The sequence below is a fragment of the Paenibacillus diazotrophicus genome, assembly GCF_042610465.1.
In genome coordinates, this window is record NZ_JBGJZN010000001.1 from 2,361,774 (window position 1) to 2,386,037 (window position 24,264).

Annotated in this window: 23 protein-coding genes; 5 read left to right on the forward strand and 18 right to left on the reverse strand. The window is 50.6% G+C overall.

The window, feature by feature from the left end; genetic code table 11:
* Window positions 1-58 precede the first annotated feature (58 nt).
* The 6 genes from ACAN54_RS10860 to ACAN54_RS10885 all read right to left on the reverse strand — a co-directional run bounded on the left by ACAN54_RS10860 (window position 59) and on the right by ACAN54_RS10885 (window position 6,223).
* The gene (locus ACAN54_RS10860) at window positions 59-1,012 is read right to left on the reverse strand and encodes a radical SAM protein (protein WP_379153888.1); all 954 of its coding nucleotides are present in this window, start codon (window positions 1,010-1,012) and stop codon (window positions 59-61) included.
* A 230-nt stretch (window positions 1,013-1,242) separates the two neighbouring features.
* Window positions 1,243-2,487, reverse strand: a complete 1,245-nt coding sequence (locus tag ACAN54_RS10865) for a stalk domain-containing protein (RefSeq protein ID WP_379153890.1) — start codon at window positions 2,485-2,487, stop codon at window positions 1,243-1,245.
* A gap of 111 nt (window positions 2,488-2,598) precedes the next feature.
* Window positions 2,599-3,549 (reverse strand): nucleoside hydrolase, encoded by a 951-nt coding sequence (locus ACAN54_RS10870; protein WP_379153892.1) that lies wholly within the window; start codon window positions 3,547-3,549, stop codon window positions 2,599-2,601.
* 121 nt (window positions 3,550-3,670) lie between these two features.
* Entirely contained in the window at window positions 3,671-4,849 is a 1,179-nt protein-coding gene (locus tag ACAN54_RS10875) for a MalY/PatB family protein (RefSeq protein WP_379153894.1), read from the reverse strand.
* Window positions 4,850-4,949: 100 nt separating this feature from the next.
* Window positions 4,950-5,603, reverse strand: a complete 654-nt coding sequence (locus tag ACAN54_RS10880; protein WP_379153896.1) for a deoxynucleoside kinase — start codon at window positions 5,601-5,603, stop codon at window positions 4,950-4,952.
* Window positions 5,603-6,223, reverse strand: coding sequence for a deoxynucleoside kinase (locus ACAN54_RS10885; protein ID WP_379153898.1), 621 nt, complete (start codon window positions 6,221-6,223; stop codon window positions 5,603-5,605). The genes ACAN54_RS10880 and ACAN54_RS10885 overlap by 1 nt, the downstream gene beginning before the upstream one ends.
* A 248-nt stretch (window positions 6,224-6,471) precedes the next feature.
* Here ACAN54_RS10885 and ACAN54_RS10890 point away from each other — a divergent pair, with 248 nt between their 5' ends.
* The gene (locus ACAN54_RS10890) at window positions 6,472-8,052 is read left to right on the forward strand and encodes a stalk domain-containing protein (RefSeq protein WP_379153900.1); all 1,581 of its coding nucleotides are present in this window, start codon (window positions 6,472-6,474) and stop codon (window positions 8,050-8,052) included.
* Window positions 8,053-8,192: 140 nt separating this feature from the next.
* Here the strand turns inward: ACAN54_RS10890 and ACAN54_RS10895 are convergent, their stop codons facing one another.
* The 7 genes from ACAN54_RS10895 to clpP form a co-directional block, all read right to left on the reverse strand.
* Window positions 8,193-9,173 carry a phosphotransferase enzyme family protein gene (locus tag ACAN54_RS10895; protein ID WP_379153902.1) on the reverse strand — a complete coding sequence of 327 codons (981 nt, stop codon included), beginning with the start codon at window positions 9,171-9,173 and terminating at the stop codon, window positions 8,193-8,195.
* A gap of 255 nt (window positions 9,174-9,428) precedes the next feature.
* Window positions 9,429-10,565, reverse strand: a complete 1,137-nt coding sequence (gene nspC / locus ACAN54_RS10900; protein ID WP_379154221.1) for a carboxynorspermidine decarboxylase — start codon at window positions 10,563-10,565, stop codon at window positions 9,429-9,431.
* 20 nt (window positions 10,566-10,585) lie between these two features.
* On the reverse strand, window positions 10,586-11,785 hold the full coding sequence (locus ACAN54_RS10905; RefSeq protein ID WP_379153904.1) for a saccharopine dehydrogenase family protein: 1,200 nt from the start codon (window positions 11,783-11,785) through the stop codon (window positions 10,586-10,588).
* A 363-nt stretch (window positions 11,786-12,148) separates the two neighbouring features.
* Window positions 12,149-12,271: a hypothetical protein gene (locus ACAN54_RS10910; RefSeq protein WP_379153906.1), complete on the reverse strand. Its 123-nt coding sequence runs from the start codon at window positions 12,269-12,271 to the stop codon at window positions 12,149-12,151.
* A gap of 393 nt (window positions 12,272-12,664) precedes the next feature.
* A complete protein-coding gene (locus ACAN54_RS10915) occupies window positions 12,665-13,030 on the reverse strand; it encodes a hypothetical protein (RefSeq protein ID WP_379153908.1) in 366 nt (121 codons plus the stop codon).
* Window positions 13,031-13,264: 234 nt separating this feature from the next.
* Entirely contained in the window at window positions 13,265-13,471 is a 207-nt protein-coding gene (locus ACAN54_RS10920; RefSeq protein ID WP_379153910.1) for a hypothetical protein, read from the reverse strand.
* A gap of 20 nt (window positions 13,472-13,491) precedes the next feature.
* A complete protein-coding gene (clpP, locus tag ACAN54_RS10925; protein ID WP_379153912.1) occupies window positions 13,492-14,073 on the reverse strand; it encodes an ATP-dependent Clp endopeptidase proteolytic subunit ClpP in 582 nt (193 codons plus the stop codon).
* A gap of 173 nt (window positions 14,074-14,246) precedes the next feature.
* On the opposite strand from clpP, the gene ACAN54_RS10930 reads away from it, so the two are divergent.
* Both ACAN54_RS10930 and ACAN54_RS10935 read left to right on the forward strand, forming a co-directional pair.
* Entirely contained in the window at window positions 14,247-15,029 is a 783-nt protein-coding gene (locus ACAN54_RS10930) for an RNA polymerase sigma factor (RefSeq protein WP_379153914.1), read from the forward strand.
* A gap of 92 nt (window positions 15,030-15,121) precedes the next feature.
* Complete coding sequence (locus ACAN54_RS10935) at window positions 15,122-16,027, forward strand: NAD-dependent epimerase/dehydratase family protein (RefSeq protein ID WP_379153916.1); 906 nt, start codon at window positions 15,122-15,124, stop codon at window positions 16,025-16,027.
* Here ACAN54_RS10935 and ACAN54_RS10940 read toward each other — a convergent pair.
* From ACAN54_RS10940 to ACAN54_RS10950, 3 genes are all read right to left on the reverse strand, one after another.
* The gene (locus tag ACAN54_RS10940) at window positions 16,007-17,797 is read right to left on the reverse strand and encodes a methyl-accepting chemotaxis protein (protein WP_379153918.1); all 1,791 of its coding nucleotides are present in this window, start codon (window positions 17,795-17,797) and stop codon (window positions 16,007-16,009) included. The genes ACAN54_RS10935 and ACAN54_RS10940 overlap by 21 nt on opposite strands.
* Before the next feature lie 159 nt (window positions 17,798-17,956).
* On the reverse strand, window positions 17,957-18,745 hold the full coding sequence (locus ACAN54_RS10945) for a helix-turn-helix transcriptional regulator (protein ID WP_379153921.1): 789 nt from the start codon (window positions 18,743-18,745) through the stop codon (window positions 17,957-17,959).
* A 168-nt stretch (window positions 18,746-18,913) separates the two neighbouring features.
* Entirely contained in the window at window positions 18,914-19,330 is a 417-nt protein-coding gene (locus ACAN54_RS10950) for a VOC family protein (RefSeq protein ID WP_379153923.1), read from the reverse strand.
* A 298-nt stretch (window positions 19,331-19,628) separates the two neighbouring features.
* Here ACAN54_RS10950 and ACAN54_RS10955 point away from each other — a divergent pair, with 298 nt between their 5' ends.
* On the forward strand, window positions 19,629-20,609 hold the full coding sequence (locus ACAN54_RS10955; RefSeq protein WP_379153925.1) for a zinc dependent phospholipase C family protein: 981 nt from the start codon (window positions 19,629-19,631) through the stop codon (window positions 20,607-20,609).
* Window positions 20,610-20,714: 105 nt separating this feature from the next.
* On the opposite strand, the gene ACAN54_RS10960 is transcribed toward ACAN54_RS10955, so the two are convergent.
* Together ACAN54_RS10960 and ACAN54_RS10965 are read right to left on the reverse strand one after the other, a co-directional pair.
* The gene (locus ACAN54_RS10960) at window positions 20,715-22,148 is read right to left on the reverse strand and encodes a HAMP domain-containing sensor histidine kinase (RefSeq protein WP_379153927.1); all 1,434 of its coding nucleotides are present in this window, start codon (window positions 22,146-22,148) and stop codon (window positions 20,715-20,717) included.
* Between the two features lie 15 nt (window positions 22,149-22,163).
* On the reverse strand, window positions 22,164-22,850 hold the full coding sequence (locus tag ACAN54_RS10965) for a response regulator transcription factor (protein WP_379153929.1): 687 nt from the start codon (window positions 22,848-22,850) through the stop codon (window positions 22,164-22,166).
* Window positions 22,851-23,062: 212 nt separating this feature from the next.
* Between ACAN54_RS10965 and ACAN54_RS10970 the strand changes: the two genes are divergently transcribed.
* Window positions 23,063-24,223, forward strand: a complete 1,161-nt coding sequence (locus ACAN54_RS10970) for a glycosyltransferase family 4 protein (RefSeq protein WP_379153931.1) — start codon at window positions 23,063-23,065, stop codon at window positions 24,221-24,223.
* Window positions 24,224-24,264: the final 41 nt, after the last annotated feature.

Sequence of the window (24,264 nt, forward strand, 5' to 3'; positions counted from 1 at the left end):
ATATGGTTATTATCCTAAACTTCCAACTCCACAGCAGTCACAGCTTGCTAACAACGCTTCAGACACCTTCCGGGAACAACGCATCCAGCGCCGGGCAAGGCAGTTTATCAAGGAATTCAGACAGCGGTGCAGGCATGTTGCTGTAGATATCTTTTAACGAGGTGCCGTTATAAATATTACCGATAATTACCGGATGACACAGCTCGGAGATCAGAATATCGCCATTGCCGTGCAGGTGAAGCTGTTTCTTGCCTTCAATGCAGTGCGGGAAATATACTCCTGGCTGCTCCTGGAAGCCCAGCGCCTCCATAAATCGGTCCATGCAGGTGAAGTAGAGAGTGGTATCCTCTTTTTTGCGGGCAATCAGCTCACTTACTGCATTCTTCAATTGTTCGCGGGCAGCGATCGCCTTCCAGCCGGTATGACCCATAATAATACTATTCTGAATTTCATGGGTTCTTACCCCCATCGCATACACCTGATCGCTGATTTCCTGCATATGATCCTGCGTCTCGTTAAACAGCAGGGTCTCCAGTACCACATCGACACTCGTCTTGGCGAACATTGTAATGTTCTCACGGATTTTATCATAGATGCTGGTGTGGATATTATAATAGCGCGAGAAGGCCTCGGCGGTTGTAAAGTTGAAGGAGATATGGATCGTAGTCAGTCCTGCATCAACCAACTGCCCAATCCGCTCCTCGGTCAGAAGACTGCCATTGGAATTCAGCTGGGTCTGAATGCCCCGGGAGGTACAGTAGCTGACAATCTCCAGACAATCCTGAAACTTCAAGGTCACTTCGCCGCCGGAAAGACGGACTCTCTTGAGATTTGGCAGATCCTCCAGGATGCGGATCACTTCCTTGCCCTTGATACTCTGTCCGTCATTTCTGTTATAAGCGCAGCAGTAATCACAGCGGAAATTGCAGTTCGAGGTTACCCCAACCTCCAGCCCTTCCAGCTCATACGTCAGCGGTTTGTCCAGCTCAAGTGATTTATATTTCATGCTCATGCTCCATAGTCCTCCTGAAAATAAAATATCATCGTTGTCTATCCACAACATTTGGGTTGCAGGTGTACAAAGGTCAACCTTAAAAATTATACAGGTTTGCCGAACAGGTTAATGTGACATTTGTTGTGATGAAGCTCAACAACAAAAAGCCATGAAAATCACTCAGCGGTGCATGAGTGGCTTTCATGGCTTCATTTTAATAGACAGGTATGAATCCAATATCGCATGGTCTACAATTCTACTGATTTCCCCATCTCGCTTAATACCGGTTGACCGATCAGACCCAGACGCCAGATGGCGATGCCCTTAAGGCCATAACGTTTGGCCAGGCCGATCTTGGCATTGACCGAGGTTTCGTTCTCACTGTATACCGAAATGCCAAGAATCAGCTTGTCCTTGCTGACCTGCTGCAGGGCAAGACGGATGGATTCATCGACCTTGTTCATCGGCTCCGGCCCGGTCTCACCTTCATAAGCATATGCCATAATGACCAGGTCGTCGGCAATCGAGGCCAGTGTCTTGTAATCATATCCTTTGTATGAGCTGTTGAGGGGATGAAGAATAACTGTAAGTTTCAGGTTCGCCGCTTTTGCCCGGGCAGACAGGTTCTTGACAAAGGTATTATATTGACTCTGCACCAGTGCCTTATCTCCGGTCATTCCAAGCCCTTCCAGGTCGAGGGCAATCCCCTGAAAACCCTTCTGCGTCGCGGTGTCCACAATTCCTGCTATCGTCTGTTGCTGAAGCTGCAGATCCTCCATATTGCGGGTCAGCTCCAGCTCCTTGTCTCCTGAATATACCATCAGATAAGGAGCGGTCCCCCCTGCAGCAGCATTCTGGACGATGGATTCCGGTGTAACATCACCGGCTGCCTGCGGCCATCTGAACTCCGTGCCGGAGGTCGTGTATAGTCCACTACGGTCAATCCGGCTCCAGCCAAAGGCAACGGCATCAAAATCCGGAATCAGCGAAACTTCGCTGTATGCGCCCTGTGCGTAGAAACCTAGCGTATATATATCCTTCTTAGGTGAGGTGATCGAGACTGTCTTGGTGGTCTGACTCCAGGTTACACCTGCGCCGAACTGCTGACCAAAAAAGCTGAGCGGAATCATCGTCGTGCCGCGGACATTCTGCGGGGCAATGGCCAGCTTCACCGCTGCACCGTTAACAGACGCGCTTGGTTTGCCCAGAGTAAGAATGACTTTTTGGGTGCCTGACGAATCGGCTTTTGTAGCGGTAATCTGTTTGGCTGCCTGATTCCATTCCACCTTTACACCCAGTGCTTCGGATATCGCCCGAAAAGGCACCATGGTGGTTCCGTTCATTACTGCAGGTTCTACTGGAAACGGAAGCGGGTAACCGTCGAGCACAATGCTTACACCACCTGCTGCAGCCTGAACATCCTTTGCAGGAATGGATGCCAACCCTGTCGTTGCTATCGCCATGCACAATACTATTGTAGCTATACGCTTCATTGCTCAATTCCCCAATCTGTAGGATGATTTCAAATCTCTCAACCAGCTTTACCCCTATCATTTTACCAAAGAAGGTATTTATAGCAAGTTAATAGATTGTCACCATCCGCCCTACATGAATGCGCTAAGAAAGACTCCCACTGCCCGTTCGGCGTCCACATCCACTGCTACCTCGATGATCTCTCCTACTTTGGGCTGCGCCCGCAGATCAGCGACCACCATACCAGCGGTATGCTCCCCCTGATGCTCCACACGCACTTTCATCTGCCGGCAGGTCAGCAGGTCCGGCTGCAGCGCAGCCATTAGAGCCAGCGGATCATGCAGCGGCGCACTGTTGATGAGATAGTTAGCTTCCCGGTAAAAATTAAAATAAAATGCCAGTGACTCATCCATGAATTGAATGATGTCTTTGCACTCCGGCCGCCCGAACCGCTTGAGAAGTTCCAGATGTTCTGTAGTAATACGAGTCTTCAGCGTAACGTCCAGTCCAACCATCAGCACCGGCAGCCCTGCAGTGAATACCCGGTCAGCCGCTTCGGGGTCGCCCCAAATATTAGCCTCTGCAACAGGCGTGACATTCCCTGGCTTGAAGATGGTACCGCCCATAACAGCTACCTTCTTCAGCTTGCCTGTAAGTTCAGGGTCCAGATCAAGCGCCAGCGACAGATTGGTCAAGCGTCCAAGCGTAACCAGCACAATCTCGCCCGGATGCTCATTCGCCAGTCGTACAATAAATTCTGCCGCTGTCTCGCTCACCGGGCGCTGGGTGGAAGGAGGAAGCTGAACTCCGCCGATGCCATTTTCGCCATGGACATGGGTGGAGAAGCCTGTAAGCTCACGGACCAAGGCCCGGGAAGCGCCGATGGCAACCGGAACTTCATACCCCGGATCCGCAAGCGCCAGAAGTCTGAGCGTATTGTCTGCCGCCTGGGCCACATCAATATTCCCAAAAACTGTAGTAATGCCTTCAACCACAACGCCCGGAGTCCGCAACGCGTACAGTATGGCAAGAGCATCATCAATTCCGGTATCGCAGTCTATAATCATTCGGGTTGTACTCATCGTTATAATCTCCACTCCTATTATGTCTCTCTATTTGTAGAACTTATCTACAAAAAGTCCGCCTACTCTCCTGAACATACCTGTTCCAGTGAGATTCAGCGGACCTATAAACAATCTATTCTTATTTTACATAAGGTGCAGCAGCCTGACAGAAACGCTCCAGGGCTTCAGCAAGAAGGGAACACGGACAAGCCAGATTAATGCGCAGATGGCCTTGGCCCTCTGTCCCAAATACTGAACCTTCGTTAAACGCGACCTTAGCCTCACGGTACATGAGCTTTTTCAGGCCGTCTGCATCCAGCCCGAGGGCACGGCAATCGATCCATAGCAGGTAAGTGGCTTCAGGCGTCATTGGTTTCACTTGGGGCAGATGCTCTCCAAGATAACCGATGGCATACTCCGCATTACCGCTGACGTGCTGCACCAGCTCGTCCAGCCACTCCTCGCCTTCATTGTAGGCTGCTTCTACAGCCTCAGGCGTAAAGAAAGCAGACATGTGCAGGCTGAGTGTCTTAAGCTTGTACTCAAATTTCCGTCTAAGTTCAGGATTGGAGGTTACGATGTAGGAGGTTTGCAAACCTGGCAGATTAAATGTCTTGGTCGCTGCCAGGGTGGTTAGTGTAATATCCGACAGCTCCTGCGACAAAGAAGCGAATGGAATATGCTTGTGGCCCGGCATCGCCAGATCACAATGGATTTCATCCGAGATCACGGTTACACCATACTGCAGGCATAGCTCTCCAAGACGCAGCAGCTCATCCCGCTCCCACACTCTGCCCCCCGGATTATGGGGACTGCACAGCAGCATCAGCTTGGCACCACCAGCCATCAGCTCTTCGAGCTGGACATAATCCATCACATAATGGCCGTCTTCAAGCTTCAGGGGGTTGATAGCCACCTTGCGGTCATTCATCCGGATCACATCATAAAAGGGATAATAGACCGGCGATTGCAGAATCACCTGATCTCCCGGATTGCTGAACAGTTCTACCGACAGGCTAAGCGAAGTAACGATACCGGGGGAATCGGTTATCCATTCCTTTTGGATCTTCCAGTCATGACGTCTGCGGTACCAGCCGGCAATCGCCTCTTTGTAGGAATCACTCGTCACACTATAGCCGTATATTCCCTCCTCCACGCGCCGCAGAATGGCTTCCTTCACGGCAGGCGGGCTCTCAAAATCCATATCGGCTACCCAGAGCGGAAGAATCTCCTTGTCTCCGAACAGCTTCTCGGACTGATCCCATTTGTATGAGCGGGTATTGCGGCGGTTAATGATACGGTTAAAATCGTACTTCAACTAAAATCACCCCATCCATTATTTTTGTTCATATATTGTAACATGGGGAGACGCTTCCGGCATCCCGATTCATTTTTCTGAAATTTATTGTTCTGCTATTTTACTTCCCCACCGGCGCCCTGCCAATGGCAGCGCCAACCTTCAGGAGAATCTCCTCCATTGAGCCCGGATCCAACACATCATAATCGTCAATATTCAGGCGCAGTACCGGACAGGCGCTGAATTCATTGATCCACTGGGAATAGCGGCCGTGCATGTGCTCCCAGTAGGAGACATCGGTCTGGATCTCCATCTCGCGTCCCCGTTCATGAATGCGGGACAGGATCGAGGGCAAGCTGCCTTCGATGTAGATCAGCACGTCCGGATGCGGGAAATACGGTGTCATCACCATAGCCTCATACAGGCTGGTATAGGTGTCATAGTCGGTCTTGGACATGGTACCCTGATCCGCATGCATTTTGGCAAAAATACCGGTGTCCTCATAGATCGAACGGTCCTGCACAAACCCGCCGCCCAGCTCGAACATCTTCTTCTGCTCTTTGAAACGTTCGGCCAGGAAATATATTTGCAGATGGAAGCTCCATCTTTCAAAATCATGATAGAACTTCTCCAAGTATGGATTATGGTCCACCTGCTCCAGCGAAGTCTGGAAGTTCAGACGCTCAGCCAGAGCCGCAGTCAACGTCGATTTACCGACGCCTACTGTGCCGGCTACCGTAATAATGGCGTTGTCCGGAATGTTGTATGGGTTCATTACATAAGCTCCTTTAAATGTCCGGCGATTGCGGCGAAGTCTTCCTGGTTCTCCACAAAATCGACCTGGTTTCCATCGATGGTGACAATGACGGTAGACGGCTCTGAAAGTGCCAGCGAGGCCATGGCTACATCATAATCCTCGATTAACTGCTGCAAATAAGCGGGTGCAATCTCCTCCTCGAATGAACGCCCGCGCTTTGCGATGCGTCTCAGTAAAGTATCGAGGTCGGCACGAATGTAGAGAATGATATCCGGCTTCGGAAGATCATCGGTCAGTACATGGTAGATTTCCCGGTATTTGTCCCGCTTCGTCCCCTTCAATGTACGTTCGCCAAAGATCAGATTCTTATAAATATGATAATCCGAAATGACCGCTTTTCCCTTATCTAAGTACTGGTTCACCGTATCTTCAAGCTGCTTGTAACGATTGCAGAGAAAAAACATCTCCAGCTGAAAGCTCCAGTCGTCCATATTCTGATAGAACTTGTCCAGAAAAGGATTCTCATCCACGATTTCTTTAATTACCGGAAGCTGTAGTTCACCGGACAGCATCGTGGCTAGTGTGGTTTTGCCGGCTCCGATCGGGCCCTCTACTGCAATAAAAGGTGCATGTTCCATTAACGCTGTTATCCTCCTCAAATACGGTCAATCCCGGAGTGGGCTCCAAGTAATGGATTGTAACTCCGAAGCCTGCCCAGATCCCTTAAAAAACAGACTAAATTATTGTATCACAGAGAGCTGTCCAGAAGTGTTTAAATTTCTGGAGAAACTTTTCACGCTTGCTGCGCGTCTAAACTGCAGATAATATTTTCCATTTTCTGAACATGCACCACCATATTCACTCTAATGAGATGAGGGATAACCGTATGAAAAGATGGATCATTACGCTCAGCCTGGCGCTGAGTCTGACAGCTTCCTTAAGTGTATCCTCCGCATTTGCCGAAGCTGCCCAGGACACTTCTACTGCATCCAGCATTGCTTCCTATGGCGCAGATTATTTGATCAAGACGGATGGAAGCCTGTGGGTCTGGGGCGACAGCAGGTCGGTACCGACTGAGGTACCGGGTATAGAGAATGTGCAGAGCTCGTTCAATATGCCACTCGACGGACTGTTCGCGGTGAGCCGGGATCAAACGGTCTGGAAGGTGGAGACCTCAGCATCCACTCTAGCGATGCAGTCCACCCCTCTCGAACAAATGAAGAATCTTTCGGACTATATTACTCTGGGAGATCGGACAATAGCTGTTACCGGGGATGGAAGCATTTTTAGTTCAACACATACGTACGAGAACAACCGGATGAACTCTACTGCCTTTACTCTGGAATCAGGCATTGATCAGGTGGCACAGATTGCCGGTTATTTTGAGGATAATAAGGACGGGCACTGGACGCGTTATCTCTTCCTTAAGAAGGATGGAACCGTGTGGTCCTCCTATGATAATCTTGCTACCTTTCAGCAGATTCCTGGTCTCAACGATGTCATTCAGTTGCAGAACAATTATGCACTCCGCAAAGACAAGACCGTATGGACCTGGCCGGTACAATCCCTCTATGAGCCAGACACAATGGGCGATCCGGCTATTCTTAAGCCTGTCCCATTATTTGGCCTCGCCAATATTAACAGCATCCGGTACAGCGGACATGCTCTGCTGGGCATTGACAGTAAGGCTCAGCTCTGGTTCTGGGGCCAGACGGTTACCGGGGTTTCAGACAGCACTACTTACCATAACCAGGCGGCTCCCGTCCTGTTCTCAGGCATCCAAAATGTGACCGATGCCTATATGGTTGAACGTTCTATCGTAGCGCTAACCTCAGAGCACAAGGTCTATACCGCCTCGGTTGAAGAGCAGTTGCTGTCTGCAAATGCAGAGTTCGGGCTGCTGGCATCAGATATAGAATCGATCAAGGGTGGCGGACGTTATGTGATTATGCAAAAAACAGACGGCACCCTCTGGGGCTGGGGCGTCAACAAAAATGCACAGTTCGGCAACGGGGAATATGAGTTCAACTACCATAAACCCATGCCGATGCAAAAGCCCATTTCAGTGTCGTTGAACGGCGAGCGGGTTAACCTGACGAATGGTGTGATCACACGCAGCAGCCAGAACTTTGTTCCGCTTCGTTCCCTCTTCGACAAGCTTGGCGCCAAGGTGGATTATCAGGAGAATGTTCAGGCTCTACCCGCTACCAAACCGGGAGCCACCAACTATAAAGTAGATAAAATGGTGATCATTACCCGAAACACCGCAGACAAACCGGCGCTGTCCATCACCATTAACACCGTAACCGGAGCGACATCGGTCAATAATAAAAGCGTTACACTGCCCACGCCGCCTTTTATCGTGAACGGAACGGTATATCTGCCCCTGCGGTTCATCAGTGAACAGCTGGGTGCAGTGGTGAACTGGCTGCCACAGGAAGAAACCATAGAGATCACAATGAAATAGCCCGAGCTGCGGCTGCTTTCTTCGGCTATGCTGCTGCAAAAGAGCCTCAGCCCGCCACTGAAAGTGGGGGCTGAGGCTCTTACGTGTTAGTGGTCGATAGCAGCATTCCATACCTGCTTCGTGCTGTTCATTCTCTACAGTTAGAGTTTCTTCCCGAACCGGATGCTCTTCGCTTTCAGTGATCCATACAGGCGATTCCGTAGAGTAATCAGCCATTCCGGCTCATGCTCCCACTGTTCCGATGTAGATCTGAGGATCCGGGCAAACCCGTACAGATTAACAAAACGTCGGCAAGCGGCCAATGACGGTCCATCATCTGGCAGATCATACCGGCTGGCGTAACCCTCCCCAAAGCAATCCTTCTTATGGTCCTGCTCCTCTGGTGCTACAGCTTCCAGCAAGCTGTCCAGGGCTTGCTCCATATCCACCACATACCAATGGTACATGGCATCGTCGAAATCGATGACATTAACCGCATCCTGAGTCTGATCATAAAAGACATTATCCAGCTCAAAATCATAATGGATCAGTCCGTAATTGGCCTGTGTCACCGGGATTGTGCTGAAATACTCCGCAAGCACCTCTGTCTCCGCCCATGCCGCCTTTTGTTCCGGGAATGACTTCATGACCCGGCGAATCCATTCCAGCACCTCTAGGTGTGTCCATCTTTTGCTCTGTACGGGGTTGTACTCACTGGATAGTCGATGAAGCTCCCCCAAAGCCTGACCGTAGCGGAATACCGCCTGATCATCCAGAGATACTTGGTCCATTCGTACCCCCGGGACACGCTTAAAGACTGTTGCATAATAAGTCCCCCAAGGCGTGTGCGCCTCTACAAGCTCCGAACCATCCCGGGAGGGTACGGCCTCTAGTACCCCATATCCGCGTTCACGCAGGTACGAGATGAACTCAAGCTCCGCCAGCAGATTGCTTCTGAGCTTCTCTGACTGTGGCGCGAACCGGAGTAGCTGATTCTTTCCACCATTCTCGAAAGGATATACCGCATTGGAGGAAATCCGGTAATACTGGAACAAATGCAGCGATTCCCTGTCATATGCCCAGTTTCCCAGCACCATTTCTGCTAACTCTTCATTATTGAACAAATATTTCAATTTCAGCACGCTCTGCAGCAGCTCCTTTATATCTTAAGTTTCATTCACCTTCACTGCAGCAGTTGTTCGATTAGCCCGGCGTTTCATGCCGATCACTCCTTTCCGGTTATACACTCATTTCAGGGTAACACTCTGCATCCCGCGGAGCTATGTACAGAATCGTTATAAAAATTTGTTCCGTGTCGAACCTTTTGGATCAATAACAAACAGCAAAAAGGCGTCCCAGCCGGCCTAATGGCCAGTGGAACGCCTCCAAATAATGGATTAAGACAAACGGTTGCTGAAGTCCTGGTATTCGAATTCACGGATCACTTTGAGACCCTCTTCATCATTGTAAGAAGCAATAGCCGGCAGGTTCACACCGTTGAACATATGATTCTTAACCATGGAGTAATGCGCCATATCGAGGAAAATCAGCTTGTCGCCGTACTTCAGCGGCTCCTTGAACGAATAATCTCCGATGACATCGCCCGCCAGGCAGGTCATACCGCCGAGTCTGTACGTGTACGGATACTCGCCGGGTTCACCAGCTCCGATAATTCCCGGACGGTACGGCATCGCCAGTACATCCGGCATATGGCATTCGGCCGAAGTGTCCAGGATGGCGATATCCATGCCGTTACGCATGGTATCCAGCACTGTTGCCACCAGGTATCCGGTGTTCAGTGCAACCGCCTCTCCAGGCTCCAGGTAGATCTGCACATCATAGGTTTCCTTCATATGAAGAATGCATTTGATCAGCGTATCCAAGTCATAATCGGGACGGGTAATGTGATGGCCGCCGCCGAAATTGAGCCATTTCATACCATGCAGGTATTGGCCGAACTTCTCTTCAACTACCTTGAGTGTACGCTCCAATGTATCCGAGTTCTGTTCACACATTGTATGGAAATGAAGTCCATCGATGCCGTCCAGTTCCTCCGGCCGAAAATTAGGCAGGGTCACTCCCATTCGGGAGTTATTGTAACAAGGATCGTACAGCGGCACTTCAATCTCGGAATACTCCGGATTGACGCGGATCCCGCAGCTGATATTCTTAGGCGCGTTCTGCACCCGTTCCTTGAAGCGGGCCCATTGGTCAAATGAATTGAACACAATGTGGTCCGTGTAGGTGAGTAGCTCGTCAAATTCACGGTCCATATAAGCAGGTGCATAGACATGCACCTCCTTGCCCATTTCCTCATAACCGAGTCTTGCTTCGAACAAGGAGCTGGAGGTCACGCCATGCAGATACTTGCCGACCAGCGGGTACAGCGCATGCATAGAGAAGCCTTTTTGCGCCAGAAGAATCTTGGCTCCGGTCTGCTCCTGCACGTAATTCAAAGTTTCCAGGTTCTTCGTCAGCAGACGTTCATCGACCAGATACGCGGGTGACGGCAGCTTGCTGATATCGATATCTATATCCTTCATTGCCTTACGCCCTAATCCAGCAGCGTCGGCGAGAAATCTTCTTGCCAAGGCAGCCCGTGTTTGTTAAGTGCATCCATGAATGGATCCGGATCGAATTCTTCCACGTTATATACGCCCGGTTTCTTCCAGATGCCTTTTATGATAAGCATGGCTCCGATCATCGCAGGTACGCCGGTAGTGTAGGAAATGGCTTGGGAGCCAACCTCTCTGTAGCATTCCTCATGATCGCAGACATTGTAGACATAATAAGTTTTGGGCTGGCCGTCTTTCGTGCCCTGAATGATGCAGCCGATGTTGGTTTTGCCTTTGGTTCTTGGTCCCAGGGAAGCCGGGTCAGGCAGGATAGCCTTCAGGAACTGCAAAGGAATAATCTCCTTGCCTTCGTACATAATCGGCTCAATGGAGGTCATGCCTACATTTTCAAGTACCTTGAGGTGGGTCAGATAGTTCTGCGAGAAGGTCATCCAGAAGCGGATTTTCTTCACGCCTTTGATATTGGCTGCTAGGGATTCCAGCTCTTCATGATACAGAAGGTAGATATCCTTCGGGCCGATCTCCGGGAGATCATAGACTTTCTTCTCGGACAATGGAGCCGTCTCGATCCATTCGCCATTCTCGAAGTAACGTCCATTGGCCGTGATTTCACGAATGTTGATCTCAGGATTGAAGTTGGTCGCGAACGGATAACCATGATCACCCGCGTTGGCGTCAACAATATCAATCGTATGGATTTCGTCAAAATAGTGCTTTTGCGCATAGGCCGTGAATACTCCGGTTACCCCAGGGTCAAAGCCACTGCCGAGCAGCGCAGTAATTCCGGCTTTTTCGAATCTTTCTTTGTAAGCCCATTGCCAGGAATATTCGAATTTCGCAGTATCCTGCGGTTCGTAGTTGGCGGTATCGACATAGTGCACTCCCGTTGCCAGGCAGGCATCCATAATGGTCAGGTCCTGATATGGGAGAGCGACATTAATCACGACATCCGGCTGGAAACTCTTGATCAGTTCGATGACCTCGTCCGTGTTATCTGCATCAAGCTGAGCCGTAGAAATTTTCGTCTGGCCTCCGGCCAATTTATCTTTCAGAGCATCACATTTCGCGAGGGTTCTGCTCGCTATGCAGATCTCTTCAAATACATCCGGGTTCTGGCAGCATTTATGAACAACAACGCTCGCTACACCGCCAGCGCCAATAATTAACGCTTTTCCCAAAATAGATTACCTCCTAAAATTACAATTGAAAAATCAACAAGGCTGATTATACATAAAGCAACACAATAAATCAATAAATAACGACAAAATTTGATGCCAAGACTGTAAAATCTCACGTTTACACCGTTAATACTCACGAACGCATGGAAATACACTGAAATGCTCTGTTTTCCTGCGTTTTTTTCTTCAACTTCCAGGGTGTGTAAAAGCTCTATAAGAAATGGGACTCCACGGACCAGGACAACTAGATAATTGTATCACAGGAGTTGCCTGCTTCATAATTTTTTTTGAAAAGCTATGAAATGGCTCACCTCCTTGTAGAGGATTTCTTATAAATATGCACTTTCGGCTTCCCGTATTTGTTCAGTCTCCAATCCATTCGCATTCAGGCTCCAATCCATTCGCAAGGATGCCCGGCTCAGGCAGATCGTTCATAACGGCGCAATATATTCTTTTACCCGTTTTCCTTCCTATATTAACTGTCATCGCACCGGCCAGCCTCTTTCCCGCCAGAATCACCCATTCCTTGGGGTTATTATATGTATTCCTGTTAATCCCATACCCGTCATCGACAATAGTGAATATTTTATCCTGTGGGGTGTAAATGGATCTGTGATATTTTGAACTTTATTTTGCATAGACCCAATAGCCCGGGGTATCCACAGCAACGAATAGGAACTGTTGTTACATGGCTCAGTACGTTACTAGGTACGCTGTTTTACAGCCTAGACAAGGGGAAGGCAAGACAGAAACAGCAGAAAAGTGTATTCTATATACACTTTTTTGGATACAGATATTTGCACAAGACAGATCAACAAAGAAGCCTCCGGTAGCCTGTAAACAGCTTTTCGGAGGCACTTTCTTAGTTGGTCAGAGGCATTAAAACTGCAAAATGGTCTCTTTGCCGTCTTTCTCCCCGCTCATGGTGCAATTCTCAATAATCAGCCAACAGTTTACATCATCCCAGCCTTGGACTGTGCCTTCAATGAGATAGTGCGGATACAGGAAGCTGCTATCCACCCGGGAACGAACAGCTTCATAACTTGTGACTGCAAATCCCCCATCAGATAGAGCAATATGAATACCATGAATCGTAAAAAACATAACAGCTCCAGTTACCTGCTGGCCTGTTGAATATCTCTGCCTAAGCCGGGCCCATTCCTCCTGATAGGAAGCCATCGCTGTGTTCCAAACGGCCTCAAATTCAGCACGTTCAATAGAAATATCCCCCTCCATCATCTCCACAGACTGATCCGTTAAATAGAAATCGGGGCTGCCCGAAGTTTTGTGGGTGCCTCCTTTACTGGCAACGATCTGCCGGTAAGCTGTCTGCTCTTCATCAATCTCAAAATAATATATCTCATCTTCAGCAATCGATTTAAAGTACTGAATATGGTACCGCTCCTTTCGAAGCTTGATTTATATTTCTCCCCAAATATCTCCGTTACAATATTCCGTCGTCCCTTACCCAGCTAATTCTTATTGCCCGAACCCAACCCGCGGACGCTCGCGTTCTTTCGTCTCCACAACTACGGCGCGGATGGAGGTAATGGGAATATACAGCACTTGATATTCCGTACGGTACTTCACGAACCGCTCGTCGACTTCTTCCAGAACCCCGCCTCTGACACTAGAACCATCCAGAAAATTAACGGTAACTTCTTGACCTACCAAAGCTTCCAGCATTTCAGAATCCGCTCCTCTGCTTACAATTTGGTAATCACTTTGTCGATAATTCCGTATTCCAGTGCCTCCTGGGCCGACATGAAATAATCCCGGTCCATATCCTTTGCTACCTTCTCAGCCGGCTGGCCCGTTCGCCCGGCGCTGATCTGCACAACCTTCTCCCTGACCTGCAGGATACGGCGGGCACTGATGGCAATGTCGCTAGCCTGGCCCTGAGCACCGCCATGCGGCTGATGAATCATAATCTCACTGTTTGGCAGGGCATACCGTTTGCCGGTAGCTCCAGCCAGCAGCAAGAGTGAAGCGAACGAAGCCGCAAATCCAGTGCATATCGTACTGACCTGCGGTTTGATTACCTGCATCGTATCATAAATGCCGAAGCCTGCGGTAGTCGAGCCTCCCGGGCTGTTGATATACATCTGGATATCCTTATCCGGCTCATCTGCCGCCAGGAAGAGCAACTGTGCAATGATGCTATTCGCCAGCTGATCGTCGATGGCTGCACCCACGAACACAATCCGGTCCTTCAGCAGCCGGGAATAAATATCGTAGGACCGCTCGCCTCTGCTTGTTTGTTCAATGACATAAGGAATAATGCTCATGTTCATGCCTCCTTGGATTTAATACTCTGCAGACGAATGGAGCCCTGGAAAAGATACGCTATTCTCTTTCAAAATAACTGTAAAAGCAGCGTATCCTTTACATTGAGCGGATCGTTTATATAATAGAGGCAACAGAAAGCTCAGGATAGTTAACAAAAAGGAGATGATCGCAAGTGTCGATCCTTGAAACGTTCAACACCGGAGAACTAACGGATAACAGCGGCTTGCTGTCACTTCGAGAGACTTTGTTCCGATATTGCCTGTCTTTGACTAGATCCAGCCTTGAGGCCGAGGATCTGGCCCAGGACACCTGGACCAAATCACTGGCGTATGCAAAATTCGCCGGCAACCCGAATCCCGAAGCACTGCTGCTGCGGATTGCCAAGAACACATGGATTGATAACCTACGGCGGAAAGCTTCACTAAGACGTGTGCTGGAACACGCGCATACATTGACGACAATCCATCTCACACAGATTCCCGGTCCATCGCCAGCAGGCGGGCAGTCTGAGATCGAGCTTGCTTTTCAGGCGTTGATCCGGCATTTGTCTCCGCTGCAAAGAACAGTGTTCGTGATGCGCGATGTACTGGGTTACTCCGGAGAAGAAACCGCAGAGAGGCTGGAGACTACCGAAGGAGCCGTAAAAGCAGCCTTACACCGGGCGCGCCAGGCGCTCAGCGCCGTTCGCAAAGATCTCGCAGATAACGAGGGTCCTGCGCTGACGCAGGACCTGGATCTCCGTAACCTGCTGCAAGCGCTGGCAGAGTCCTATGAAAAAGGCCAGCTGTCAGTAATGCTGGAGCTGCTCCGCCAGGAGACTAAAACGGAGATGACGATGGCAGTCGGTACTGGGATGGTGCAGGTACTACAATCAGGCGGGAATGCTTACTTCCCGGGCATGGAGGCTGGCTGCATGTCGGCTGGAAGCATGTCGGGGCTGTGGATGGCCGCGTAATTATTACAGAACTAAGTTTACGTTTCCGTAGATGGTTATTTACGAAGACTTTTCCAGGAAGCATTACTCACCAAACTTAAGGAGTGTATACCATGAGGAACATACTTGTACTCGGGGGAACCCGCTTTTTTGGCAAAAGGTTAGTGGAGCGCCTGCTCAGGGATGCAGATACCCAGGTTACCATTCTGACCCGGGGACTGACGGAGGATAGCTTTGGGGGCAGTGTGAAGCGAATAAACGTGAACCGCACAGATACGGAGGCACTTGCTGAAGCAGTGGGAGATACCGTCTGGGACGTAGTCTATGACAACATCTGTTATTCCCCGGACGAGGCCGCTGCGGCCTGCCGTATCTTCGCGGACACAACAGAACGATATATCCTGACCTCCAGCTTGTCCGTGTATGATCCAAGACCTGAAATTCTCAGCGAAACGGACTTTGATCCGGAGTCTTATCCGCTGCGGCTGGGTGCAAAAGAAGATTTCAGCTACCAGGAGGGTAAACGACTGGCTGAAACGGTCTTCTTGAGACAATCCGCTTTTCCTGTGGTAGCGGTCCGGTTTCCGATCGTGCTCGGGACAGATGATTATACGAAGCGGCTGCATTTTCATATTGAGCATGTGCAGGAAGGACAGCCCATCGGGATACCCAACCCGAGAGCACTGATCTCATTCATCCGTTCAGACGAGGCGGCAGATTTCCTGTATTGGCTGGGGTTCTCGACACTGACAGGTCCTGTGAATGCGTGCTCAGACGGAACACTGGCGATCGGGGATATCTTATCGATTATCGGGCAGGCAGCCGGACGGCAGGCGATCGTTCAGAGTGAAGCTGCCGATAAAGATATGTCGCCATTTGGAATCGGGGAATCCTGGTACATGGATACAGCAAAAGCCCGCGGGGCGGGCTTCCAGTTTCTAACGCTTGCAGAATGGTTCCCGGAACTGGTCCTCGAACTGGCCCGGGAGCGAAAGGCTTCACTCGGCCATCGCGAGTAGCTGGCCTGACGTCTCCACGTTCTCTCCTCTAGATTCATCCATTATTAATAACAGACCGGCCGGGGCATCTGCTCCGGTCTCTTCGTCAATTCTGAATACATGAATCTCCCGGAACAGCTGCTGCGAAATTTCATGGATCTCCACCGCCTGCCGGGCAATGTCACTGATCGCCTGATCCTGCTGGGTGCTGGATGCATTTACCTCCTGAACGCCCGCAGCAGTCTGCTCAGCTACAGCAGCTACTGAATGCACAGAATCTGCCAGACGGGTGTTGATCTTCCGGGTCTCATCCACCTTCTGGTGAATTTGTCCGATCTGGCGGCTGATACCAGAGATAGATTCATCAATAGCCTCGAAGGAAGCAAGGGTCTCTGTCACCTGATGGTCCTGCTCCTCCAGGCTTCTTTGGGTTTCCCGCATATAATCCTGAACATCCGCCATGCTGCTCTGCAGGTCATTAATGATCCGGCTGATATGAATGGAGGAATCATTCGTCTGAACGGATAAATGCCTTACCTCATCGGCAATAACGGCAAACCCCTTGCCCGATGCCCCTGCCCGGGCTGCTTCAATAGAAGCGTTCAAGGACAGGATATTCGTCTGCTTAGAGACTTCTGTAATCGACTGGGTGATGCGCGAAATATCGCCGGACTGCTGAACGAGCTTTTCTAATGCTTCATACATTTTGGTGATAGATGCACGGGATTGATAGGAAGTCTGACGCAGAGCAGTTACCGTCTCCGAGCCTTTGCGTGTATTCTGATTCGCTGCTTCGCTGGTTATGAGCATTCCATTGGTAAAATCCGTAATCTCATGAACCCCATGTTCCAGCTCCTGCAGCAGCAATGTGCTTTGCTCCGATTGTTCTGCCTGCTGTCCGGCTCCGACGGAAATTTCCTGGATGGTATGGAGGATTTCCTGATTGGTATGGGCGGTGATGAGTGATGACTGCTGGAAGGAATGCGAATAATCTGCCAAGGAAGAGGCAGCAGTCATAGTCTGCCGCAGCATGTCACGCACCCGGCACACCATATGGTCGAAATGGTGGCTGAGCCGCCCAAGCTCATCATGATAAGGGGAGTTGATCTGCTGCCGCAAATCACCATCAGCAATCTCACGCAGAGCTGCCTGCAGCTTGCCGACCGGCGTTACGAAAGAACGGATCAGCAGCCAGCCAAGAAGCAGCGTAAACAGGAACACTCCCCCTGCTGCGTAAATAATGATAGAAACCGTGTCGTCCAGCATCACAAAAGAATGATTTTGCGCCTGCTCGGCATTATCAGCAGCGGCGGCATACAGCTTGCTGTTCGTCTGCAGCATGGATTGACTAAGGGTTAATGCCTTTGTATGTAGGTCATCTATCTGTTCCAGCACCGCTAACGGATCCAGGCTGTCGTCGCCCATAGTCTGGATCAGTTGATCAAAGATCCCTTTATATTCCCCAGCCTGGGTACGCAGCAGTTCTAAGTTTTGGGAGGCAGGGGTAGCTGTCTCAAAATGAAGTTTGGCCAATTCAGCGGCAAGCTGCTGCTGCTTGTCCTTAAAGGCGCCCGCAAGTTCCAGATCACTTGATTCAGCAAGTGCCGTCTCGGCACGGTTCAGCTCCTGCAGCAACTGGGTAACCGTTGAGACAATGATTCGTTTCTCCATCTCTGTCTTTTGCTTTTCCATAGAAAGCTCCACTTGACCGATCTTGTTCCCCTGGTACAAGGCCACCCCCAGAAAAATTAGCGTAATGGCGGTGAAACTTAGAATCAGCTTCCATTTCATAGAAAAGTGCAACCGTTGTCCCTTCAAACGAATCATCCCTTCATATCAAGCTTCAAATCACAATAGGTATATTTTACTACCACACTCATTGTAGAAGCTGGATATTAACTGTTCTCGTAACTTTTGTAAGGGGTACGTAAAGGGCTGCGGCATTAACGGCTATCTGACTGCCATCCGGTTCAAGAAGCGGTTCATGAGCAGCGGCAGCGAGATGAGAATCGGCGGATCGTCCAGCCTTGGAGGATGCAGGGTTACCCGCTGATGCGGAACCAGTGTACCTGGTCCGACATGAATCGGAGTTCTCGACCGTGTACGCAGTGTGGTGTGTGGAAGGAGGAAGTCCATCGCGTGTGTTCCCCAGGATATGGAGGTAGCTAGCAGGTAATAAGTCCCAGGGGCAACATGATCGAAGTGAAAATGACCCAGCGATGAGAGCAGAGTACCGTATAGCGGCAGGCCCTCAGGAATAGGTTTAGCGAAAAGCCCGATCAGAATCACCCCGTCAAAAGGAGCTTCTGCAGATATCGTCCCATGCACAGAAGTAGGCATCCGGCTGATCGGATAAGAGAACCTCCAGTCCTGCAGCTTCCTTAACGAGCTCATCTGATCTCCGGCATATTGCACCGAATTGCGGAATTCTGCCGGAGACATACCTACCCGGGCTGTAAAGCGGGAGGTAAAGGTTCCGAGGCTCTGCTGACCGATCTCCAGGGAAATATCGCGGACTGTGAGGCCCGTGCGCAGCAGCAGATCCTTTGCCCGTTGCAGGCGGTGGGAGGACACATAGTACAGCGGAGACAGGCCAGTTCTCTCCTTGAAGATCCGCGCAAAGTGATACGGACTGTATCCGGCATAGCGGGCCAGCCTCTCCAGCGGCAGATGGTCATACATATACTCATGAATATAAGCAATAACTCCATCAATCTCTGCAAACCGTTCTGTCACCATAACGTCCACCCTTCATCAGGATTGATATCAGGAACGTAAGTTCGCATAGATATTACCACAAATTTTAATTAATTGGAACCATAATGTTCCATCACCCACAAAAAAAGCAGGCTCCGGCCACCCGGTAACCCGCCATTCACTGATAATCATTCCATTATGAAACATGAACTACGCCTGCTCAGGTGTACCCTCTTCCATATACATCGTTTCCCATAGATGACCATCGATATCCTGAAAGCTCCAGCTGTACATAAAGCCGTGGTCTATCGGATCGTTATACTTCTTGCCGCCTGCGGCCAGCGCCTTATGCACCAGCTCGTCCACCTCTGCCCTGCTGGATGCGGAGAAGGCCATGATCACCTCGGTGTGGCTGGAGGAGTCGACGATTTCTTTGGAAACAAAGGTTTTGAAAAATTCTTTGGTTAGCAGCATGGCAAATGTATTGTCGTTGATGATCATACAAGTCGCGTTCTGATCCGTAAACTGAGGGTTGAACCCAAAACCAAGTGCGGTAAAAAAGTTAATCGAAGCCTGCAGATCATTAACCGGCAAATTCACAAAAAGCTGGCCTGCCTGAAATCCCATTCTCTGATCACCTCTGCATGTATTTGTAGTATTACAGCCTGATTATAACAGGAAGAGAATGGATCAATTTCTTCCCGATTGCTGAGTATCCTTCCCCAGCACCGGGCAATATGGACCCCTTCAGACGGCTTATTGATATTAATTGGAGTGAGGAGTAATCTGAAAGGGAGAGGGGACGAATAACCTCACTTTCCTCCGTCCTTGATCAAGAGAATTACAATTCGCTTGAGTATTGTTCAATCTCTTTTAACACGAAACCTGTATGCTGAAGATAACAATGATCAGAGGGGTGAGAGGAATGCCTAACATTTGGATGCATCTGGAGTATGGGCAGCAGCTAGCGGAAGAGTTCAGCGATGAGTTCCCTTTTCTTGCGGAGATGAAGTCTCGTCCTGAGCTGTACCAGCTCGGCTGCCAGGGACCGGATTTCCTGCTCTACCACAGCTTTCTGCCCTGGAAAAAGGACACACGGGCGCTTCAGCTCGGTGACCTCATGCATACGGAGAACTGCGGTCCAGTGCTGGTTGAATTCTGGCAACGGGCCTTGGCTCTTCCCTCCGACGAGCTGAAGGAGACTCAGCAATATTTTCTCGGCTTCCTTACCCATCATCTGCTGGACCGCAACTTTCATCCCTACATTAACTGGAAAGCGGGATACAAGCACCGCAATCACCAGCGCTTTGAGATCGTCCTCGACACCTTGTTCATGAAGCGGCTGAAACAGCTGGATACGTGGCGCCATGCAGCCTGGAAAAAAATCAATGTAGGCTCCCATTTGCCCTTCCCTATCCACAACATTCTGCATGAAACCGCATCAGACTGGTATCCCGAAACCCGCCGGCTTCCCGCCGAGATCTGGCATGAAGCGTACCTGGATATGATTTTGGCACATAAATGTTTATTCGATCCGAAGGGTTGGAAGAAATCTCTGCTGAGGGGCAAAGCCCGCCGTCTATTCTCACAGCAGCTGTCCCCGGCCGAGGAGAAGCTTGATTATCTGAACGAAAAACACGGGGAGTGGCGGCATTCCGCACTTTACTCCGAAGTCCGGACTGAAAGTGTCTGGGACCTCTGGGAAGAGGCGCTTGCTGAAGGGCGGACCGTGCTGCGGGCTCTGGCTTCCTGGCTGAACAGCACGGTGCCGGCAGAAGCCGCCCACGCGCTAGAGCACTTTAAGTATGTACTGGGCAACCGTTCCTATGATACGGGCAAAGAGTGCAGCAGCAAGCTAAAGAATCTGTATGCCGAACCGATCTGGGAAGCAGGAATCATATCCTAAAGTATCAATGAAGGCTTCCCTTTTCTTACCGCATACCCCCCTTACAGATCTCCGGCCGGAGGTCTGTTTGTGTGCTGTCTCAGCCGCAACATACCTTTTCAATCCTCATCTGCGGTATTCATGCTCCACAACCACACAGGCTCCCCCTTCAGGTGTATTGCTCAACCGGATCGCCCCGCCCAGCTTCGCTGCCAGCTGTTGTGCAATATACAGTCCGAGCCCCGAATGACCGTCCCTGCTGCCCCGGGCATCATCGCCGCGGTAGAATTTCTGAACAGCCTTCTCCAGGTCTTTACGGCTGAAGCCCGGTCCTGTATCACAGATCTCGTATGAGATACGGCTGCCGAGCAAGTTGACCACCACAGAAATGGAGCCGCCGGTTGGCGTATATTCCATACTGTTCATCACCACATTATCAAGAATACGCTCCAGTAGCTCCGCGTCAGTATGCAGGGATATTCTTGCAGCCTTTCCCATCCGCAGAATAATCTGTATGTCCTTCCGGGCAGCCTCCACCGAATAAGCCGAAATCTTGCGTTCCAGAAACGGTGCGAGCTCAAATGTCTCCGTCTGGAGTAAGGAACCAGCTTTTTCCATATCTGATGTATATTGCATCTGCCGAACCCGTTCACTGCTTTTGTCCGCATTCTCCCGGATCACGCCAAGATAGCGAAGAAGCTTCCCGTCTCTGTGTTCCCCGGAGTCGATCAGCGCTTCGGAGTAGCTGTGGATGATGGACAGCGGAGCCTTCAGATCATGTGCCAGCGCTTCTACCATCTCTACACGTTCCTGCTCCATCCTCCACTGCGCCTCAAGCGAGCTCGCCAGCTCTGCCTTCATCTCGGCAAAAGCACTGCTAAGCTGGCCCAGCTCATTATCTGAATGATAGCCGATTTCGAAGTCGAGATCCTTTTCTTTGATCTTGCGTGCGGCCTCCATCAGCAGGCGCAGCGGCTTGTTGATATTGCCGGCAACCAGCCGCGAGAATAACAGCGAGAATAAGATGATGTAGAGAAAAGGCGACACCAGTGCACCTACAAATATCACGGTCAGCCACCCGTTGCCGGATTCATTCACATAAGTGGGTTTGAGTGCGTAAGACAGCAGTACCGCTCCTTTAACTACGCCTTCTGAATCGATGATCGGCACTGTGTGTACATATCTGCCTTGAAGTCCAGTGGTAGTGTTCAGCAGCTTGTACAGCTCCGTCCGGCCGTGAATATGCACATTATCCAGTGTGCCATATAGGATGTCCGCATTCCTGTCCACCACCTGGTAAGTGATGCCCTCACCCGGAATTGCCGCATCCAGCGCCGTTCTTGACGAGGTGGCAAGCAGCCCTGTTTGTTGCTGAAGAATATAACTTTCGATAGCAGGCAGACGTTTCTCATAATGATTAGCGGGATAGACCAGCTTATTCTCCACCCTTGTAAATAGCAGAGCAGCCAGAGCATAAGTGATTACCGTCGCTACGACGCTGGTTAGAATGATATAGATAAAAGCCAGTTGAACCTGCGTCTTAAGCGGTCTCTTGTTCATACGGCAGCTCCTTGCTTATTGAATGGTCCATTTGTACCCAATTCCCCATACGGTGGCGATATAATCCCCTGAGGGATCTGCCGCAGCCAGCTTGGCCCGGATCTTCTTGATATGTTCCACTACAGTCGATGCATCTCCTTCGGCATCATAGCCCCAGACCTTCTCGTAAATATGCTCGCGCGAAAAAACCTGTCCGCCGTGCAGCGCCAGCAGCTCGGTGATGTCATATTCCCGCCGGGTTAGTGTGACCGGCTCCCCTGCTACACTCACCAGCCGTTCCTTAAGGCTCAGCTCCAGCTTGCCGAACCGCAGCCGGCTGTGCTGCTGCGGCTTATGCCGCGTCCGTTCTTCCCTCCGCAGATTGGCCTCAATCCGGGCCATCAGCTCGCGGAGGCCAAACGGCTTGACCACATAATCATCTCCGCCCAGCGTAAGCCCGCGGACCCGGTCCGCTTCCGATTGTCTGGCGCTTAGAAAGATAATCGGACAGTTCACCTCGTCGCGGATACTGCGGCAGACTTCAAAACCATTCATCCCCGGCATCATAATGTCGAGAATGACCAGATCCGGCTCACGCTCCGCAAGCCGGACACCTTCGATGCCGTCATAAGCGGACAGCACCTCATGTCCCTTGGCCTCCAGTTCATCTGTAAGCAGTTGAACCAGGGCCTCTTCATCATCAATGATCACAATTCTGCTCAATGTATCCCTCCTGCCTTCGCTATTCGTAGCTGTCACGGCCTTCCCATCTATCCTCACTCGTTACTGTATGGAGACATCTTACCAAGAGAAAATAAAGATTTGATAATGTTAATGAATACTGTTTGTCCGCTTCACTTGTTTAACCTCCGGTTAACTCCTGTGTAATATTCGCCTGTTACGATCAAGGCAAGAAGACCACAGGGAGGGATTCTATGCGCCTGGCCTTATTTACGGACACATTTCTTCCGCAAACCAACGGTGTCGCCCGCACACTGGGCCGGTTGACCAGTCACCTAAACCGCAGGGGGATTGAACATGTGCTGTTCACTCCCAAATCTGCCCCTGAAGGCAGTTATCCCGATCCGGTTCGTCCTGTAGCCAGCATTCCTTTCTTTCTGTATCCGGAGTGCAGGCTAGCTCTGCCCAGCATGTCCTCCATTCAAAGTCAGCTGAATTCCTTCCAGCCTGATCTGCTGCATATGGCCACTCCGTTCAACATCGGTCTATGCGGCCTCCGTTATGCCCACAGGCAAGGCCTTCCTCATGTCGTCTCCTACCATACCCATTTTGACCGTTACCTGGAATACTACCGGGTTCGCAGAATTATCTCGCTATATTGGAAATACATGAAGTGGTTTCACCGTTCTTGCGATGCTACGTTTGCTCCGTCCCAGGAAACAATAAGAACATTGCAGGAGCAAGGCTTCGAACGGCTGCAGCTCTGGTCGAGAGGTATTGATTGCCAGCAGTATTCTCCGGATAAACGCAACGCCGCCGAAATACGGAGGCGTTATGGAATTACCGAACCGCTGGTGCTGCTCTATGTAGGCCGGATTGCTCCGGAAAAGGATATCTCCACTCTCCTGCAAGCCCTGCGGCAGCTGCCCGAATCCGTTGCGGCCCAGGTTCACTTGCTGGTGGTCGGAGACGGCCCCTTGCTGCCGGAGCTGCGGTCGCAAGCCCCTAATAATGTCACCTTCACCGGTGTAAAACACGGTGAGGAACTCGAAGAGCTATACGCCTCTGCAGATCTGTTCGTGTTCCCTTCCAGCACGGAAACCTTTGGCAACGTGGTGCTGGAGGCTATGGCATCAGGCCTGCCTGTCATTGCCGCCGGTGCGGGCGGGAGTAAGGAATTGGTCGTGCCTGGGGTTACTGGCACGTTATTTGAGCCGCATCAGCCAGATTCGCTGGTGGAGGAGATCTGCCGCATGGTGAGCAGCTCTATCCTGAGGGAGACTATGGGGAACCAGGGACGGAGACAGGCACTTGGCCGTTCCTGGGAACAGATTTTTGATGGTCTGATCCGCAATTATGAAGAAGTAATCGACAACAGACGCATCAAGACGAGAACGAAGATATTCACAGCCTAAGGGAAGAACAGGAGCCTGCCTTGCAGTTACCGAAGAACTAC